This is a genomic window from Kitasatospora sp. NPDC127067 (genome assembly GCF_042724755.1).
In the GTDB taxonomy this organism is placed as follows: domain Bacteria; phylum Actinomycetota; class Actinomycetes; order Streptomycetales; family Streptomycetaceae; genus Kitasatospora; species Kitasatospora lactacystinica.
In genome coordinates this window covers 1-17297 of sequence record NZ_JBHXEM010000161.1, presented here as the reverse complement: position 1 = coordinate 17297, position 17297 = coordinate 1, and the positions used below count along the sequence as shown (strand labels likewise).

Genomic DNA, 17297 nt, shown 5'->3' with positions numbered 1-17297 from the left:
GGGCGCCACCGTGCCGGGTGTCGCCGCGGCGGGCCTCGGCGCACCGCCGTCGGCGTGCTCGGCCGCCACGCGCGAGTCGGCCCCGCCCGCGCGGGCGGGGCGCGGCCCGGACCGCACCGGAAGCCGTCGCAGCCGGACGGACCGCTGGACCGGACGCGCCTGACGCGCCGACGGCGCCGCGCCGGACTGCCCGTTCTCCGGCGGCCCTTCGGCCCCGGCCTCGCTCGGGACTACCGGCATGACCGGCACGACCAGCTCGTCCCCGCCTGTGCGGACGGGGGCCGGGGCGCCCGGCCTCGCCACCGCCCGCAGGATGCCGACCGGGGCGGTCGGCAGGACCGCGTGGCCGAGCGGACCGCAGAGCGAGGGGTCCTGCCACGCGGTGAGCCGGGAGCGGAACCTCAGGCCGTCGCTGACGCCGTGGGCCGGCCCGGCCAGGGTCGGGACCAGCGGCGCGACCGCGCGCCAGCCCCCGTCCCCGGCCGCCGGGCGCCGCCGAGCGGCCTCGCCCGTGCCCCGGGCCGCCTCCGTGTCATCGGAGGCGGCACCGGAAACGGCACCGTTGACCGCGCCCTCGCCGCCCCTGCGGCGGCCGATCCAGTCCCGAAGCCCCACCCGGCTCACCCGCCTTCGCTGATGCGGGTGTTGAGCCGCGCGATCTCTCTGACCCACTGCCCGCGTTCACGGTGGGTCAGGTCGAGGATGTCCTCCCGCTGCCAGTGGAAGTGGAAGGCGATGTACGCGATCTCCTCGTACAGCCGAGCAGGCGCGTACGTCACGATTCCCCCAGGCGCCCACCGGCGAGGTCGACCTCGAAGGCGCCGTCGCAGTGCGGGCAGGTCACCGCGGCGCGCGTGTGGCCTTCGCTGTTGATCCGCTGGTAGAGGTCCTGGAGGAAGGCCACGTCGGTGGCGTACATCCGCTCGACGACCCCGGCGTGCACGTCGGTGATGTCGCCCAGCCTGGTGATCACGTGGCTGAGCAGCACCACGCTGAGGTACGCCGGGTTCTCCTTGACCCGCAGGTCGATCTGCGGCATCAGCTCGTCGCGGGCGGTGGCCAGGCGCATGGCACCGTGCCGGTGCACGGTGCCCTCGTCGTCGACGTAGCCGAGCGGCAGCTCGAACTCGAACTCGGTGTGCGGCGCCCGCGCCCGGGGCTGCGCCGCCGCTGCCGCCGGGGCCTGCTGCGGCGGCGCGGTGTTCTGCGGGGCCGGAGCCCGTTCCAGCAGCTCCTCCAGGCCGATCTTCCGCCTCACTCGACCGAGATCTCCTCGAACACGATGGTCACGGTCTCGGTGGCGGCGCTGGACTCGCCGGCGCTGAGGGTGGGGCCCTCCCAGCGGCTCGCCCAGGCGTTGGTCAGCTGGATGCGCCGCAGGGTGGCACCGGTGGTGTCCTTGACCTCGATGGTGAGGTTCTGCCGCGCGGTGTTGATCGCCCCGTTGTTGAGGGTCTCCTTGATCCAGTCCGTGAACGCGCCGCTCTTGTCCAGGCCGCGGGTGATGGTCACCTCGCCGGGGAGCCGGGCGCCGGGCTGCTTGCGGACGATCAGTTTGCCCTCTTGGGTCACCTGCTTGTACTCGACGACGTCCTGTTCGACCGTCAGGTTGCTGATCTCCTTGACGGACTCGACGTTGTAGCCGCCGAGTTGGACGCCGAAGATATGTGTGGAGAGCGGATCGCCTTCAGCCATGGGTTTGTGTCACCTTCCGATGCGAGGGGTGCCGAGGAGTGGCGCCGAGGGGTGTGGTGCCGACCGGGCCGGTCACTCGTTGACGAGGCTCGTGCTGTCGGAGAACTGGGACAGCCGGAACACCACGAACTCCGCGGGCTTCACCGGGGCGACGCCGATCTCGCAGATCACCTGGCCGAGGTCGATGGACTCCGGCGGGTTGTTGTCGCGGTCGCACTTGACGTAGAAGGCCTCGGCCGCGGTCTGCCCGAACAGGGCCCCGCGCCGCCACTCCTCGGTGAGGAACGCGGTGATGTTCCGGCGGATGCTGGACCACAGCCGGTCGTCGTTGGGTTCGAAGACCACCCACTGGGTCCCCAGGAGGATCGACTCCTCCAGGTAGTTGAAGAGCCGGCGCACGTTCAGGTAGCGCCACGCCGGGTCGGAGGAGAGGGTGCGCGCGCCCCAGATCCGGATGCCGCGCCCGGGGAAGGCCCGGACGCAGTTGACGCCGATCGGGTTCAGCAGGTCCTGCTCGCCCTTGCTCAGGCGCAGCTCCAGGTCCACCGCGCCGCGGATGACCTCGTTGGCGGGTGCCTTGTGCACGCCTCGCTCGGCGTCGCTGCGCGCCCACACCCCGGCGACGTGCCCGCTCGGCGGGACCAGCACGTTGCGGCCGCTCGCCGGGTCGAACACCTTGATCCACGGGTAGTAGAGCGCGGCGTAGCGGGAGTCGAAGCCCGCCTCGTCGTTGCGCCAGGTGCGCATCCGCTGGGCGTTGAGGCCGGGCGGCGGGTCCAGGACGGCGATCCGGTCGCCCATCTGCTCGCAGTGCGACATCACCGCCAGCTGGACGGTGCGCAGGCCCTCGTCGTCGAGGTCGCCGCGCTGGTAGGCGCTCATCAGGTCGGGCACCGCGACCATGGTGATCTCGTCGATCGCCTCCAGGCCGCCGAAGCCGGTCCGGGCGGCGGCGTCGCCGACGTACTCGGCGGGGTCGAGCCGGCCCACCGGGGCCGCGGCCGGCGCGGGCGCGGCGGCCAGGGCGTGGGTGCGGCGCTCCGGGCGGCTCGGCGCGGTGCCGGGCTGTTCGGCGACGGCGACCAGCTTCGACTCGCGCAGCTGGGTGACGACGTAGCCCTTGGTGCTCTTGCGGGTCGAGACGTCGTAGGTCTCGGCGACCTCCGCGCCCCGGCGCACCAGCAGCCGGAAACGGTCCTCGGGGACGTTCTCCCCCTCCGGGTCGGCGACCTCGACGGACACCTCGGCGCCCGCGCCCGGCCGGGCGGAGAAGAGGAACCCGGCGATCTCGACGGGCGGGGCCGCGGTGACCGCGGGGGCGGCGCCGGGCGCCTGCCGGGCCGGGTCGCCGACCCGCACCACGTAGGCGGAGCCGCCGCCGTTGGCGAAGAAGCCGTACACCGAGTGCGCCAGGTAGGTGCCCTCGGTGAAGCCGCCGAACCGCTGGACGTACTGGTCCCAGTTGGTCACCAGTGTGGGCTCGTGGAAGGGCCCGGTCTCGGCGAAGCCGACGAACGCGGCGACGGCCGTGCCGACGCCCTCGATCGGCCGGGCACCGGACTGGACCTCCTCCACGTACACGCCCGGGGTGAGGTACGACGGCATACGCGCTCCTTCGGCTGGTCAAGCATTGCGCCGGTCATTCGCCCCCGAGTCTGCTGCCCGGACGTCACCCGGAAACATGTCCGCAGGTCCCGGACCGGGGGCAGGAACCGCTGCCCCCGGCGGACACCGCCGGACGTCCGCACAGGCGTCCCGGACGTCCCGGGCCGCCCCCGCCGCCCCGCCGTCCCGGGGGCGGTCAGCCGTGCCCGGTGTCCCCGAGCGCGCCCAGCCACGGCCCGAACTCGCTCGCCAGCACCAGCCGGCCGAGCTTGCGGTACTCGCCGACCACCGCGGAGACCAGCTGCGCCATCCCCAGCGGGGCGCCCGTCCCGGCGGCCAGATACGCCGCGGAGACCGCGCAGGCCCGGATGGAGCCGCCGGTGAGCTCGAAGTTCCGGGCGCAGAAGTCCAGGTCGAGGTCGTCGCCGCGGGGCACCAGCGGCCCCAGGCAGCGGTCCCAGAGCAGGCGACGCTGCGCCTCGTCCGGCAGCGGGAACTCGGCGATGACGTCCAGCCGCCGGGTGAACGCCTCGTCGAGGTTGGCCCGCAGATTGGACGTCAGCACGGCGATCCCGTCGAAGGACTCCATCCGCTGGAGCAGGTAGGCCGTCTCCACGTTGGCGTGGCGGTCCCGGGAGTCCTTGACCTCCGAGCGCTTGCCGAACAGCGCGTCCGCCTCGTCGAACAGCAGGACGCCGTTCACCTGCGCGGCCTCGGTGAAGATCCGCTCCAGGTTCTTCTCGGTCTCGCCGATGTACTTGTCCACCACGGTGGAGAGGTCCACCACGTACAGCTCCATGCCGAGTTCGGCGGCGACCACCTCGGCCGACATCGTCTTGCCGGTGCCGGACTCCCCGGCGAACAGGGCGATCACACCGTTGCCGCGGCCGCCGCCCGGGCGCATCCGCCACTGTCCGAGCACCTGGTCGCGGTGCCGGGCGCGCAGCACGAGCTCGCGCAGCCGGCCCGCGGTGGGAGCGGGCAGGACGAGGTCGGACCAGCCGACCGCGGGCTCGATCCGGCGGGCGAGCCGGGCCAGGCCGGCGGCGTTCTGCGCCCGCACCGCCGTGCGCAGGTCCTCGGCCCGGACCGGGCGCCGCTCGGCGGCCGCCGTCCGGGCCGCGACCGAGGCGGCGCGGGCCAGCTGCTCCTGGTCCAGCCGGTAGGCGGCCACCGCCTCGGCCAGCTCCTCCGGCAACTCCTCGCCCGGTTGCTGGCCCGGCACCTCGCCCGACTCCTGGCCCGGCACCTCGCCCGACTCCCCACGCGGCTCCGAAGCACCCGGCTCCGCACCCAGCGCGCGGGCCCACTGCCCGGCCCGGTCACGCGCGTCCGGCGGCGGGACGGTGAGCACCACCGGGCTCCGCGCCGCCCAGGCCGGGTCCCAGACCTGCGGGCCGTGCACCATCAGCGGGACACCGGCGAGTTCCGCACACAGCTCGCGCAGCAGCGCGGCCCGCTCGGGCCGTTCGGGTTCGAACCGGTCCAGCGGTCCGAGCACCACGCCGCCCCCGCCCAGCCGCGCCTCACGGGCGAGCACCCGTACGGTGGCCTCCGGCGGGCGGGCGGCGAGCGCGGCGGCGTCGACCACCAGGGGCGGCGGGCCGTCGGCCGCGAGGGCGGCCACCGCGAGCGGGCCGGCGTGCCCGCCCCGGTCCAGCAGGTGCACCAGGCCGCCGTCCGCGGCCAGGACGCGCAGCTGTTCGAGGGACTGGTGGGAGCGGCGCCCGGGCCCGACGCGGCGGGCCAGCCCGGCGAGGGTGCCGTCCGGCTCGTCGTCGCCGAGCAGATGGGCCGTCACCCGGTCCGGGACCCGCAGGGTGCGGGAGAGCAGCGGGCGGTCCGGCTCGGTGATCTCCAGCAGGCCGCCGGCGATCAGCGGGGCCCGGACGGAGAACCGGAAGCGGCCGGCGCCGGCCCCGGGCAGTCCGCACAGGCCGAGGGCCAGGCCGATGGTCGCCCGGCGGCGGGTCAGGTCGTCGTTGAGGTAGCCGTAGAGCTGCTCGAAGCGGGAGTCGAGATCCGGGGCCAGCGCCACCAGCAGCAGGTCGAGGTCGACCGGGAGCAGCCCGAAGGCGGCGCTGAGCCGCCCGAGCCGGGAGCCGGGCGGCGGCGCCGGGCCGTCGCCGGGGTCCGGGGCGCTCCGGTGCACCGCGGCGGAGGCCGCCAGGATGCGCTCCACCGCCTCCGGGCCGAGGTACTGGCCGCGGTACGGGTCGTCCGGGTCCGGGTCGTCGGCCCGGCGCTCGCGCACCACGGCGCGGACCCGCCGTTCGACCCGGTGCAGCCGCTCCCAGAGCTGGTCGGGGGCCGGACCGAACGGTGCGCTGTCGCCCGGTCCTGACGGCCCGTCGTGGGTCAGACCGGGCGCTGCGCCGTCGGCCGCCGAGGCTGCCTCCGGGGCCCGGTCGAGGTCGAGGCTCATCGCGCCCTGCCCCGGGCCCGGCGGCCGGGCGGCAGCCCGCGTTCCCGGGGCGCGGCGAAGCCGTCCGGTCCGGGGTCCCCGGCGCCCTGGTAGCGCAGCCGGCGGCCCGGGCCGTCGGCGGGCGGCGGGCCGGCCGGGGCGGTGTCGCCGGCGTTGGCGGTGTCGCCGGCGTTGGTGGTGTCGCCGGCGTGCAGCACCAGCCCCTCGGTGACCGGCGGCCCTGCCGGGCTGCGTCCGCCGGGCAGCGGGGCGAGCACCCGGAGGTCGACCGAGGGCCGCAGTTCCCCGCCGAGCGAGGACCAGACGTCGGACACCGACGGCAGGCCGGTGTCGCGCCCCGCGATGTCCAGCCCGACGGTCAGTCCGAGCTCGGCGAGCGTGCCGGTGAGCAGCCGGGCGGGCAGCGTGTCGGTGGTCGTCAGGCACTGCAGCACCTCGGCCAGCAGCCGGTGTTCGTCCTGCGGCCGGTTGGTCCAGGCGGTGACCAGGTAGGCCAGCTCGAACCAGCGGGGCGCGGGGCGGTGGCCGGTCACCAGGCCGTCCGCGTCGTACTCCGCGACGGTGCCGGCCTGCCGGCGGCCGGTGTCCTCGCGCAGCCCGTACAGGTAGACGCTGACCGTGGGCGCGTTGCGCCGGGCCGCGAAGTCCCGGGTGGGCGCGTCGAAGACCACGTCGATCCCGCGCTCGGGCAGACCGGTCTCGGCGAGCAGCTGTCGCAGCGCCTCGTCGACCTCGTGGATCACCGCCGCTCCACCTCCCCGGGCGGGCCGATGCTGCCCTCCACCACCAGGAAGGGGCAGGTCACCGGGGAGAATCCGGGGCCCTCGGCGGTGATGGTGCGCGGGCCGGTCTCGTCCTTGGGGAGGATGAGCAGCTGGCCGGCGAAGGTCCCGTCGCCCTTCGGGCGGGTGGGCGCGGCCGCGGCGGTGAGGCCGGGTTTCCAGGTGAACCGGACCGGCGCGCCGGGCGGGAAGTCCACGCCGCGCACCGAGGTCACGAAGCCGGGCTTGCCGATCGGCGGCACCGCGACGATGCGGGGCTGGAGGATGCGCAGCGGGGTGCTCGCCCGGTGCGGTCCCGGGGTGGCGTCGGTGCCGGTGGTGGTCAGTTCCGCGGTGATGGTGGTGTCCAGCGCCGCCACGGGCGAGAGCACCACCCGGACCACCGCGCTGCGGCCCGGGGCCAGGTCGCTCACCGTGCAGGTGCCGTTCCGGCAGCCGGGGGGCAGGGCCTCGGTGGGCACTCCGGCCGGCAGGCCGAGGGTCAGGCGCAGACCGGTGGCGAGGGCCTGACCGGTGTTGCGCACCGTGTAGCTGACGGTCACGTGGCCGCCGACGTAGCCGGGGTTCGGCTGGGCGTCGACCGCGACCGCGGGGCCGGCCTGGGGCGGCGGGGCGGGTGCCGGGGGCGGCGGCGGTACGGGGGTGGTGGTGGGCGTGGGTGTCGGGCTGGGCGTGGCGGTCGGGCTGGGCATGGGTGTCGGGCTCGGGGTCGGGCTCGGTGAGGCGGTCGGCGACGGGGTGGCGGTCGGCGACGGGGTGGGGGTCGGTGACGGGGTCGGCGGCTCCAGCACCGGCAGGAAGGTCCGGGCGAAGTCGTCGTCGGGGTTCGGGTCGACGACCGTCCCGGTGACGCTCCAGCCGAAGTCCGGGACACCGGGCCGGGTGCCCGTCAGGGTGGCCTTGATCCGGACCACCTGGCGCGGGGTCAGGGTGCCGAGCTCGCAGCGCAGCGCGGCGGCGTCGCACGATCCGGTCGGGGTGGTCAGCTTGTCGAGCCGGGCGCCGGTCGGCACCGAGACGGTGAGGGCGGTGCCGGGCGAGGGCGCGGGGCCCTTGTTGGTGACGGTGACGGTCACCTCGGTGCTGCCGTCGACGGGGACGGCCGGGGTCCGCTCGGGCACGCTGACCGCCAGGTCGACGGACTGCTGGACGGCCGGCTCCTTCTGGCGCCCCGGCAGCCGCCAGTCGAGCTCGGTGAGCTGGGCGGTCGCGAAGTCGTAGACCTTGAGCCCCTCCGGTGAGCTCGGCGGCGCGGCGCGGCGGGAGGTCAGCACCAGCTGGGCGCTGTTCGCCGTCCAGGCGACGTCGCGGGGCTGGAAGGGCCCGGTGGTGGGGCGGTCGGGCAGCGGCCGGGTGCAGGCGCCCTGGCCGAGCCCGGTGGGCACGACCACCGTGCAGCCCTCGCCGGTCGGCGTGGTGACCACCACCCCGTCCTGCTGGTTGTTCCCGCCGTCACCGGCCTTGCGGTTGAAGGCGATGCGGCGGCCGTCGGGGGCGAAGGCGGGACTGTCGTCGATGACGTTGCAGCTGCCCGGGCAGGCCGTCCGGCTGAGGTCGGTCTGCCGGGTGAGGTCGTCGGCGGCGACGGTCCAGACGTGCAGGTTGCCGGCGTTCTCGTTGACCACCGCCGTCCGGGAGAAGGCGATCAGCTTGCCGTCGGGGGACCAGAACGGCTGGCCGTCGGAGGCGCCGCGCTGCCCGGCCGGCGGCTGGACGGTACCGACGATCCGCCCCGTGGCCAACTCGGCGACCAGGACTCGCCCGGGCCGGGCCGGCTGCTCGCCGGTGGCCGGGGCGCTGCGGCTGAACACGACCAGCCTGCCGTCCGGGGAGATCGACGGGTCGGTGTCCCGGTCGTTCGGGCCGCGCCCGGCGAGGTTCATCGGCTGCGGGTTCGCCCCGTCGGCGTCGGCGAGCCAGATCCGCTGGATCCGTCCGGCGGGGCCGTCCTCGTAGCGGGTCACCACGATCTGCCGGCCGTCGGGCGTGTAGGTCTGGCGCTCGAACCACGGGTCGAAGCCGGGACGGGGGTGGAAGAGCGGGTCGGCGCCGGGGTCGGTGCTGGTGTTGCTTCCGGCGGCCGGGTCCTCCCGGAGCACGCTGATGCCGAGGTCGCGCGGGTCGCCCCCGTCGGGGCGGACGTCCTGGACGTCGGCCACGTTGGCGCCGGCGGCGCTGGTCTGCTCGACGACGGGGCCGCCCTCGTTCTGGGTTCCCAGCCAGGCCGGTGCGGCGATCAGCCGGTTGGCGCGGTAGAGCAGTCGGGGCGCGTCGCAGTTGCAGGTGAGCGCGCGGTAGAGGTTCACCACCGGCGGCTGGGACGGGTCGGGCTGCGGGCTCGGGTTGTTGGGGTCGAGCAGGTCGGCGCTGAGGAAGAGCACACCGGTGCCGTCGGCCATCCAGGCGGCGGAGCCGGTCTTCCAGGTGGAGCCGGTGCCGGGGAAGAAGGCCTTGTCGCCGCCGGTCGGCGAGGTGAGCATCAGGGTCCGGCCCTGGGCGCCCTGGTCCCAGGTGTAGACGATCTCGTTGCGGTGGGCGTCGTCGTTCAGCGGGTTCCAGGTCGGGTCGACCGCGTCCCCGCTGGTCACGTTGGTGACCTTGACCGGGGCGCCGCCCTCGAACGGCCGCAGGTAGATCTGCCGGTGATCCGGTTCGCCGGCGCAGGAGTACGCGATCCACTTGCCGTCCGGCGAGACCGTCGGGTGGGTCTCGTCGGCCGCGCCGTCGGTGATCCGGCGCAGTCCGCTGCCGTCCCGGTCGACCGCCCACAGGACCTTCTGGGGACTGCCGCCTCCGGCGCGGGGCTCCAGCGACTCGAAGACGACGCCCTTGCCGTCCGGGGCCAGCGCGGGATGGGCGGTGTCCATGCCGGTGGTGAGCCGGCGCACCGCGCCGGACGCGTCGCGCAGGTACACCTGGGGCAGCGGGCCGTCCCGCAGGCTGGTGAAGACCAGTTCGTCGCCGCGGGCCGACGGGTCCTGGTCGAAGTGGACCGGGCCGGGCCCGAACAACGGGGTGCTGGACTCCGCACCGGTCACCTTGCCGAGGCCGCGGTGGTTGGTGCCGGCGAAGACGATCCGCCCGGCCGCCGGGTCGACCGCGGCCACCGGGGCGGCGGTGACCTTCCCCCCGGGGGCGGCGCCGGCCAGGGTCGCCAGGGCCGCCGCGAGCGCGAGCAGCACCGCGACGGCGGCCCTGGCCGGCCGCCGGACGGAGCGGGGGGTGGCGGTGGCGCCGATCACGCTCGACCTCACAGGTTGCAGGGGCGGTCTGCCCGCAGTCTCCCCGTCGAGGGCGCGCCGCGGGAGAGCCCGGGCACCCTCGGCGGGGGAAACAACCGGTGTCCCCGAAGGGCAGCCCGCCCGCACCTCGCGTGAGAAGTCGGCCCGGCCGACTTCCCGTGCGCGCCTCCGCCACCGGGGCTCAGTCGAACCGGATGTGCCGGACCCCTGTCCAGGCCCGACGGACTCGCCCCCGGAGAACGCCATCGGTGTTCGGAGCGAGCGTCAGCCCCGAAGCGGCGGCGATGCGGTCGGCCACCTGGGCGACCGTCAGCCGGTCGGTCCACACGTGCTGGGCGAACTCCTCCTCGCGCAAACGCTCCAGGCACAGGTCCAGCTTCGACACGGCGAAGCTCTCCCGGCGCAGCGGGGCGTCCTTCCCGGCCACGAACTGCACCACGTGCCCGAACCCGCGCTCGCGCAGCCGTCGCAGCACCGTGGCGCGCTCGGCCAGCAAGGTGAAGTGGCGGACGTCATGGCCGCGTTCCCGCAACCGACCGACGGTCTCCCGGAAGTACACCGGCTCCACGACCGTCATCGGCGCGAGCACCACACCGTCGTGATCGGTGAGGACTCGGTCCAGCACGTCGACGACACCTTGCCGCCAGGCGGGAAGATCCTGGAAGTCCCCGCGCAGCGACGGCGGCATCATCCGGTGCAGGCCGAAACCCACGTGCTCGGGGTCGCAGATGACACTGCCGGGAAGGCGCCACCGGATCTCGTGCGCGGTCTGAGTCTTGCCGGCGCCGAACGGGCCGTTGATCCACAGGAGCATGCGGAGACCCTAACTCCGCCCGGCAGCGCTCGGCCCGGGAGCACCACCCCCATGGTCAGTAGCTGTAGTGGGGCCAATGCGGATCGTCCCAGCGGGCGGGGCCGGTGAGGCCGATCAGCCTCAGACGGTGGAGCAGGTCCTCCGGTGCGTTGTGCGCCCTCAGCCGGGCGGGGGCGTGGCGGGTGAGCCATGCGGTGAGCACGGCCACCATGGCGTCCTTGTCGTGCCGGGTCCTCCAGGGGAGCCGGTCGACGAGCAGGTCGTAGTCCCACGCGTCGACGGCCTCCGCGAGGTTCCGGTCGGCCGCCGGATGCTCCAGCGCCTCCCAGACGTCGAGCCAGGGGCTCAGTTCGCCGGACGCCTCGACGCACAGGACGAGCGTCTCGTGCGCGTCCGCGAGGGGGTCGGGGGTGACGAGGCTGTGCGCCCAGAACGCGTGCAGGAACTCCCGCACGGCCGCGGCCTGCTCCCGGGGCCACTCCTGCCAGCGCCCGCGGGCGAGCGAGAGACCGATCTCGTCCTGGTACCGGGACGACTCGGACCGGCTGTCGACGACGGCGCACGCAAGCTGAGGCAGGACACGGCGGAGCACCGAGCCGTGGTCGCTCCAGTCGGGGGCCTGCCAGGTCCGCCGGAGGAGGTCGGGATCGAGCCGCACGCCCGGCACCTTGAGGAGGGCGAGCTCTTCGGCGCTGCCCCAATGGCACTCGCAGTTGCGCTCCTCCGGGAGCGCGGTCGCCCCTCGAAGGACGAGAGCGAGGCCCTCCAGGGCCGCGTCGAGGCGCAGCTCCGCACGTCGGACGTACACGTCGGTCATCGGCGTTCACCTTCAGGACTCCGCCGACCTGCCCCTGGCGAAGATCACTACGCTACCGGTCCGCCGGTCGGCCCGACCAGCCCAGGAATGCCTCCTCCCACCCCATGCGCCACCTCGCCCGAGTGACTGTGCACCAAAGTCGATGCGGTGAAAGGTTGTTGTCCGTGAGTCAGCTGTCGTCGGTTCGGGCGGCAGGGAGGCGGTTGACGGTGGTCTTGGACCCGCATCGCCGGCTGAAGTCGAGGCGGTTTCGCGCACTGCACGACTCCGGCGCGATGAGCAGGCGGCAAATCGCGCAGGAGACCGGGCCGAACCCCCGCACGGTCGCGAAGTACCTGTCTGGCCATGTCCCGGCCGCGCCTCCGCAGCGGGCGTCGGGTGCCCCGCACCGACGTCGCCCGAGCGGTGGACCCGTCTCACCGAAGTCTGGCTGCTGCCCCAGCAGTCGAGCGGCTTCAGCCCGTCACCGGAGTACGGAGGCCGCATCGTCGCTCTGGGCCTGGTAAACGGTCACGACAGCGGCGACAGCATCGACTTCGACAGGCCCGGCGATCCTCAGCCAGACCAGTTCGGGCAGACCCTCGGAGCGATCGAGCCGGCCGACCGCCTCGCCGGGCCACGGCACCGGCAGCCTCGGCAGGTGCACGAGGGAGATTCCGTCGATGAAAGAGGGACACAGGCCGGGTTCCCATCGGCGGACCGAGTGGAGATTTGACAGCGAGATCACCGCATCGGGCTTCCACGGCCCCTCGCGCAGCCATACGTCCAGTGTGTGGTCCTTGCGGTCCTCGTTGGACTCGTCCAGGGAGATGCGCTCGATGAAGTAGCTGATGCAGGATTCCAGTGTCCGCGCCGCATTCGCGCACCGGTTCTTGAAGGCGTCGGTTGCCCCATGTTCGTCGACCACGGCACGAGACTACGGTGAGCGGAACGGTCCATCGCGAACGAGCGCTCCAGGGGGCGTTCGTCGTCAGGTCGAAGCGCTCGCGTCGCTCACATGCCGCGGTCCGGGCCGTAGACCGGCGTGGGGCGGTCATCGGGTGACATCGGCAGCGGTTCGAGCAGTACCGGGCCGGGGTGGGAGAAGTCTGTTGCTCAGGAAGTCGGCGGGGTCGACTTCCTGCGCATGCCTGCGCCGCCCGGCGGGTCCGGCCGGGCGGCGTGGGCGGGGTGGGGCTTCAGGCCACGGGTTGACGGTCCTCGTTGCGGTCCCGGTCGGGGACGGGCGCGGGGTCGGGGACGGGGGCGGGGGTCGAGATGGGGTCCGGGCGGTGGGGCATCCGCAGGACGGCGACCGCGCCGAGGCCCACGACGGCGATGGCGAGGAGCAGGAGGAGAGGAAGGACGAGGTCGATCAGGAGTCGCACGGGGCCTCGGCCTTGTCGTAGTGACGGAGGATCGCGAGGAGGTTGAGGACGGTACTGGCCGGAGCGGCGCCGAAGCGGACCAGGACGCGGCCGTCGACCACCCGGTCCGTGGCCAGGGCAGGCCAGATCAGACCGAACTTACGGCCGCGGGAGTGGAGTTCGTCGAGCAACGAGGCGACCTCGGGCTCGGTGTAGGTCCGCATGATCGCGTCGGCCGGCCCGGTCGGGCGGCGGTGATCGGCGGTCACGCGGCGGCGTCCAACTCGAACCAGCAGGACTTCCCGGACTTCCGGGGCTCCGTACCGAAGCGGTCGGTGAGGGAACGGACGAGGCGCAGGCCCCGGCCGGAGACCGCGAGCAGGTCGGAGCCGTCGCGCTGGATCGGGACGATGGGGCTCCCGTCACTGACGGAGACCCGGAGAACGTGGTCGAGCACCGCGATGACGACGAGCGGCGCCGCACTGCCGCCGTGGCGCCAGGCATTGACGAACAGTTCGAGGAGAGCGAGTTCGGCATCGGCGACCAGGTCGGGCTTCCACCCGGCGCGCGCCGTGGCCTCGCGCAACTCCTCGCGCGCGGCCGACCAGTCAGGGGGGAGTCCAAGGGGAGACACGAAGGAACCTCCGTGGGGGCGAAGTGGATCGTTCATCGCCGCACCCCGGCAGATAAGCCCGAGGAAACGACGAGGTCACAGGCCGTCGCATACGCAGTGCACACGACCCGCTACGCTCAGCATGGGGCCTATGCGATGCACAGCGCAACTCCGCTATCGGAGTTCGCATATATGCAAATCGAACCTGAATTCGGCTGCCTTGACGGCCAGTTGTTGGTAGCGCTGGCGCCCATCACGCGGGCAAACTGGTCAACTGACAGCTCAGGAGGGGACACCATGGCAGTCTCGACTGTTCGCCGGCGAAGGCTCGGCGGCGAACTGCGGAAGCTCCGTGAGGAACGGAAGCTCACCGCCGAGGTGGTCGCGGAAGCCACCGGGATGAGCCAGCCCAAGCTCACTCGGATCGAGACCGCCCACACCGCAGCCAAGATCGAGGACGTCATCAAGCTCCTCGACTACTACGGATGCGACGACGAGGACTATCGAGCCGGATTGATCGCCATCACAAAGGACGGAAGCAAGCGCGGCTGGTGGCTGAGCTATCGCGACGTCATCAACGCCACAGCGAACGATCTGATCCTTCTGGAAGCCGACGCCACCACCTACAGGACATACGAGCCGGCCTTCGTTCCCGGTCTCTTCCAGACCCCCGAATACGCGCGCATCATCATCGAACGCCTGCGCAACCGGTCTGGTGGGACTGTTGAGGACCTGGTTCAGGTCCGAATGGCGCGCCAGTCCATTCTGACGCGCCCGAACCCCGTACAAGTATGGGCCGTCATCCATGAGGCGGCCCTCTGCTCGAACGCAAACCGCCCCGAGATCATGGTCCCGCAGCTGGACAGGCTGCTGACACTCAGCGGCCTGTCCAACATCAACATCCAGGTCATGCCGATCAGCGCGGCAGTCCACCCGGGAATGTACGGAGCGTTCACGCTCATGGGATTCCCGCAGCGGAAGGACCTCGATGTCGTCCTGGTCGAAGGGATGCTGAGCAGCTTGTGGGTCGAGGATCCAGGCGATGTGGAGCTCTGCAGGGCGAAATTCCAGGAGATCACAGCAGAAGCCATGTCCGTCGACTCCTCGCTCGCCTTCATCACCGCACAGAGAGACAGGATCAAGTGACCCCTCCGACCTTCAAGAAGTCCAGCTACAGCGGCGGAGACGACAACTGTGTCGAGGTTGCCATCCCAGGCGGACCGATCTCCTTCATCCGCGACTCGAAGGATCCTTCCGGGCCCGCGCTGGCCTTCGACGGCGCGGCCCACTCATCCTTCATCGCTGCCGTCGCCGACGGGGAGTTCGACTTCGGGCTCCTCTGAGCACTCCCCGCTCCACTCGGTGCCTCGCCCGCCCAGCAGGCCGGGCGAGGCACCGCGGCCATCAGATCAGGCCGCGCCGCATCGCGTACCCCACGGCGTGGGCGCGGTTGCGCAGTCCCAGGCGGGTGATGATCTCGTGCAGCACGTTCTTCACCGTCCGCTCGGAGTACGAGGTCTTGGCGGCGATCTCGCTGGTGTCGAAGCCCTCCGCCACCAGCTTCAGCATCTCCGCCTCCCGCGCGGTTAAGGTCGAGAGGGTCAGGCCCCGCCCGTCCAGCATGGTGCGCTGGAGGATCCCGATCCGGTCGAGCAGCTCGCCCAGCAGGTCGCCGGGCATCACACCTTCGCCGTTGGCGAGGGCCGTGATCAGGTGCACCAGCCGGTCCTGGTCGGCCTCGGACCTCCGCAGTACGGCGGCGACCCCGTTCTCCACGATGGTCTGCAGCCCGCCGGCCTCGAAGTGGCCCACCACCAGGCCTATCCGGCCCGACGTCGCGAGCCGCAGCCGCCGCAGGTGCTCGGTCACCGCCTCCGTCAACGAGTCCACCACCAGCAGGGAGACCTCTGCCTGCCCGGCCTCGCTCTCGCTCAGCAGCTCCACCTCGGGCCGCTGGCGCAGCTGTTGGACCACGCCGGTCTGCAGGATGAGGTCCTCCGCGTAGACCGCCACCCGCACCTGGGCCGGCCTGCCGCGCAGTTGGGCGGGTACGCGCGGGACGGCGGCGCCGGCGGGCTTCGGCGCCACCGTGGTCCGGCGGGCTGTGACGGCTTCCTCACGGGTTGTATCGGTCGACGTCATCGAACTGCTCCATTCTGCAAGTGCCTGCGAGGGTGACGGCCGGGCACCGCGAGGCGGTGCCGGCCGGGGGCTTGGGTGCGGGTCACGCGGAGCCGGGCCGGGCCCGCGACGGGACCGGGCGGGGTCTCCGGTCGGTCCGTACGGGCAAGGGGTGTGGCCCCCAGCTTGCCCGTACGGCCCTCTTCTCCGGCGCGGTACGGCCCTACCGTCACGCTATGACCACATCCGCCGAACTCGGCCTGCCAGCATTGACGGTGGCCCCCGGTGGCGTGGCCACCACGACCCTGACGGTACGCAACGATCTTGACATCGTTGAGGCTTACACGTTCGAGGTGGTCGGCGACTGCGCCGGCTGGACGAAGGTGGAGCCGGCCCGGGTGTCGCTGTACCCGGGGACCTCCGAGACGGTGACGGTCCGGCTGGCTCCGCCGCGCTCCCCCGCCACCCGGGCCGGCGAGTTCCCGCTCGGCATCCGGGTGCTGCCGGTCGAGCGCCCCGACCTGGTGACGGTGCCGGAGGCCACGGTCACCGTGACGCCGTTCCAGGAGCTGCAGGCCGCGCTGGCCCCGCGCCGTCGCCGCGGCTGGCTGCGCGGGCGCTACCGGGCCTCGGTGCGCAACCTCGGCAACGCTCCCACCGGGGTGACGTTCACTCCGGGACAGGCCGGTGAGGACCTGCGGTTCCGGGTCACGCCGGAGAAGCTGCGGCTGGAGCCCGGCGAGTCCGGGGAGGTGCGGGTGCAGGCGCGCACCCGCAAGCTGATCTGGTTCGGCAAGCAGGCGACCTGGCCGTTCGAGGTGACGGTGGGCCCGGAGGAGCGGGCGGACGGCAAGGACGACAAGGGAGGGAAGGACGCGAAGGACGGCAAGGACGGGGCCAAGGCGCCGGAAGCCGCACCGGAGACCGCGCCGACGCCGGTCCAGAAGCCGCTCCTGGACGGCGAGTTCCTCCAGCTGCCGATCTTCCCGAAGTGGCTGCTCGCGCTCCTGGCGGCGCTGATCGCGCTGCTGCTGGCGTGGTTCGCCCTGGTCCGCCCGGCGGTGCGCAGCTCCGCGAAGCAGGCGGCCGAGAAGGCCGTCGCCCAGCAGAACGCCACTCCGGCCCCGCCCGCCGGTGTCCCGGCCGGTGACACACCGGGCAGCCCCGCCAACGGGAGCACCCCGGGCGGCCAGACCAAGCCCGGCGCCGGGAAGCCGACCACCGGCCCCGGCAGCCAGGGCGGACCTGGTCCGGGCGGCCTGGCGGTGCCGGGGACCGGCCAGCAGAGCTCCGCCACGATCGACGTCGTGACCGAGAACGGCGCGGCCGCGACCGGCAGTTACCAGGTTCCGCACGGCAAGGTCTTCGACATCACCGACCTCGTGGTCGCCAACTTCCAGGGCGACCAGGGACTGGTGACCATCACGGCCGGCAACAAGACCATCACCACGATCGCCTTGGAGACCTTCCGCAACCAGGACTACCACTGGGTGACTCCCCTCCAGGTCCCCGAGGACCAGGCGGTGACCGCGAGCGTGACCTGCGAGGTGCCGGGCACCCCGGCCTCGGGCAAGCAGGCGCCCACGTGCCACGAACTCCTCAACGTCAGCGGGACCCTGAGCGACATCCGGCAAGGAAACTGAACGTTTCCGGCCCGTTCGTCTCCGAGTTCCCGCTCCCCCCGCATCTCCCCTCACATCCCGTGACCATGTCAATACCCGACGGACACTGTTGCATCGTGCACCCGTCCGAACCAAACCGACCCGCCGGTAACCAGCCGTGATCTGTCCCTTGAGGGCAACCGGCCTGGTCCTTGAGGGCAACCGGGCCTCCCCTA

At 73.0% G+C, this 17297-nt stretch carries 17 protein-coding genes and 1 pseudogene; 3 read left to right on the top strand and 15 right to left on the bottom strand.

Annotation, left to right across the window (positions count from 1 at the left end; translation table 11 throughout):
• From ACFWJ4_RS37005 to ACFWJ4_RS36940, 14 genes and pseudogenes are all read right to left on the bottom strand, one after another.
• A pseudogene (locus tag ACFWJ4_RS37005) lies at positions 1-615 on the bottom strand (hypothetical protein); the annotation flags it as partial.
• A gap of 5 nt (positions 616-620) precedes the next feature.
• Positions 621-779, bottom strand: a complete 159-nt coding sequence (locus ACFWJ4_RS37000) for a DUF6760 family protein (protein WP_359897849.1) — start codon at positions 777-779, stop codon at positions 621-623.
• Entirely contained in the window at positions 776-1258 is a 483-nt protein-coding gene (locus ACFWJ4_RS36995; protein WP_359897850.1) for a hypothetical protein, read from the bottom strand. Before ACFWJ4_RS36995 ends, ACFWJ4_RS37000 begins: the two co-directional genes overlap by 4 nt.
• On the bottom strand, positions 1255-1695 hold the full coding sequence (locus ACFWJ4_RS36990) for a phage tail protein (RefSeq protein ID WP_030290301.1): 441 nt from the start codon (positions 1693-1695) through the stop codon (positions 1255-1257). The genes ACFWJ4_RS36995 and ACFWJ4_RS36990 overlap by 4 nt, the downstream gene beginning before the upstream one ends.
• A 72-nt stretch (positions 1696-1767) precedes the next feature.
• A complete protein-coding gene (locus tag ACFWJ4_RS36985) occupies positions 1768-3300 on the bottom strand; it encodes a phage tail sheath family protein (RefSeq protein ID WP_380552541.1) in 1533 nt (510 codons plus the stop codon).
• 196 nt (positions 3301-3496) lie between these two features.
• Positions 3497-5725: an ATP-binding protein gene (locus ACFWJ4_RS36980; RefSeq protein WP_380552538.1), complete on the bottom strand. Its 2229-nt coding sequence runs from the start codon at positions 5723-5725 to the stop codon at positions 3497-3499.
• Positions 5722-6468, bottom strand: a complete 747-nt coding sequence (locus ACFWJ4_RS36975; RefSeq protein ID WP_380552535.1) for a DUF4255 domain-containing protein — start codon at positions 6466-6468, stop codon at positions 5722-5724. The genes ACFWJ4_RS36980 and ACFWJ4_RS36975 overlap by 4 nt, the downstream gene beginning before the upstream one ends.
• A complete protein-coding gene (locus tag ACFWJ4_RS36970; protein WP_380552532.1) occupies positions 6465-9761 on the bottom strand; it encodes a hypothetical protein in 3297 nt (1098 codons plus the stop codon). The genes ACFWJ4_RS36975 and ACFWJ4_RS36970 overlap by 4 nt, the downstream gene beginning before the upstream one ends.
• 169 nt (positions 9762-9930) lie before the next feature.
• Positions 9931-10563, bottom strand: coding sequence for an AAA family ATPase (locus ACFWJ4_RS36965; RefSeq protein ID WP_380552530.1), 633 nt, complete (start codon positions 10561-10563; stop codon positions 9931-9933).
• A gap of 55 nt (positions 10564-10618) precedes the next feature.
• On the bottom strand, positions 10619-11380 hold the full coding sequence (locus tag ACFWJ4_RS36960) for a hypothetical protein (protein ID WP_380552527.1): 762 nt from the start codon (positions 11378-11380) through the stop codon (positions 10619-10621).
• Between the two features lie 463 nt (positions 11381-11843).
• Positions 11844-12287, bottom strand: coding sequence for a hypothetical protein (locus ACFWJ4_RS36955; protein WP_380552524.1), 444 nt, complete (start codon positions 12285-12287; stop codon positions 11844-11846).
• 271 nt (positions 12288-12558) lie between these two features.
• Positions 12559-12747, bottom strand: coding sequence for a hypothetical protein (locus ACFWJ4_RS36950; RefSeq protein WP_380552521.1), 189 nt, complete (start codon positions 12745-12747; stop codon positions 12559-12561).
• Entirely contained in the window at positions 12735-12995 is a 261-nt protein-coding gene (locus tag ACFWJ4_RS36945; RefSeq protein WP_380357261.1) for a hypothetical protein, read from the bottom strand. The genes ACFWJ4_RS36950 and ACFWJ4_RS36945 overlap by 13 nt, the downstream gene beginning before the upstream one ends.
• Complete coding sequence (locus ACFWJ4_RS36940) at positions 12992-13360, bottom strand: ATP-binding protein (protein WP_380552518.1); 369 nt, start codon at positions 13358-13360, stop codon at positions 12992-12994. The genes ACFWJ4_RS36945 and ACFWJ4_RS36940 overlap by 4 nt, the downstream gene beginning before the upstream one ends.
• A gap of 171 nt (positions 13361-13531) precedes the next feature.
• Between ACFWJ4_RS36940 and ACFWJ4_RS36935 the strand changes: the two genes are divergently transcribed.
• Together ACFWJ4_RS36935 and ACFWJ4_RS36930 are read left to right on the top strand one after the other, a co-directional pair.
• Positions 13532-14485 (top strand): helix-turn-helix transcriptional regulator, encoded by a 954-nt coding sequence (locus ACFWJ4_RS36935; RefSeq protein WP_380552515.1) that lies wholly within the window; start codon positions 13532-13534, stop codon positions 14483-14485.
• Positions 14482-14682, top strand: a complete 201-nt coding sequence (locus ACFWJ4_RS36930; protein ID WP_380552513.1) for a DUF397 domain-containing protein — start codon at positions 14482-14484, stop codon at positions 14680-14682. The genes ACFWJ4_RS36935 and ACFWJ4_RS36930 overlap by 4 nt, the downstream gene beginning before the upstream one ends.
• Positions 14683-14743: 61 nt before the next feature.
• On the opposite strand, the gene ACFWJ4_RS36925 is transcribed toward ACFWJ4_RS36930, so the two are convergent.
• Positions 14744-15481 (bottom strand): response regulator transcription factor, encoded by a 738-nt coding sequence (locus tag ACFWJ4_RS36925; RefSeq protein WP_380552510.1) that lies wholly within the window; start codon positions 15479-15481, stop codon positions 14744-14746.
• 215 nt (positions 15482-15696) lie between these two features.
• Between ACFWJ4_RS36925 and ACFWJ4_RS36920 the strand changes: the two genes are divergently transcribed.
• Positions 15697-17103 (top strand): hydrolytic protein, encoded by a 1407-nt coding sequence (locus tag ACFWJ4_RS36920; RefSeq protein ID WP_380552507.1) that lies wholly within the window; start codon positions 15697-15699, stop codon positions 17101-17103.
• Positions 17104-17297 lie beyond the last annotated feature (194 nt).

Bases quoted from the DNA above. Each gene is read 5' to 3' on its own strand.
- ACFWJ4_RS36980 (WP_380552538.1), bottom strand. From the start codon at position 5,725: ATGAGCCTCGACCTCGACCGGGCCCCGGAGGCAGCCTCGGCGGCCGAC.
- ACFWJ4_RS36965 (WP_380552530.1), bottom strand. From the start codon at position 10,563: ATGCTCCTGTGGATCAACGGCCCGTTCGGCGCCGGCAAGACTCAGACC.
- ACFWJ4_RS36920 (WP_380552507.1), top strand. From the start codon at position 15,697: ATGACCACATCCGCCGAACTCGGCCTGCCAGCATTGACGGTGGCCCCC.
- ACFWJ4_RS36990 (WP_030290301.1), bottom strand. From the start codon at position 1,695: ATGGCTGAAGGCGATCCGCTCTCCACACATATCTTCGGCGTCCAACTC.
- ACFWJ4_RS36985 (WP_380552541.1), bottom strand. From the start codon at position 3,300: ATGCCGTCGTACCTCACCCCGGGCGTGTACGTGGAGGAGGTCCAGTCC.
- ACFWJ4_RS36925 (WP_380552510.1), bottom strand. From the start codon at position 15,481: ATGACGTCGACCGATACAACCCGTGAGGAAGCCGTCACAGCCCGCCGG.
- ACFWJ4_RS36960 (WP_380552527.1), bottom strand. From the start codon at position 11,380: ATGACCGACGTGTACGTCCGACGTGCGGAGCTGCGCCTCGACGCGGCC.
- ACFWJ4_RS36935 (WP_380552515.1), top strand. From the start codon at position 13,532: ATGCAAATCGAACCTGAATTCGGCTGCCTTGACGGCCAGTTGTTGGTA.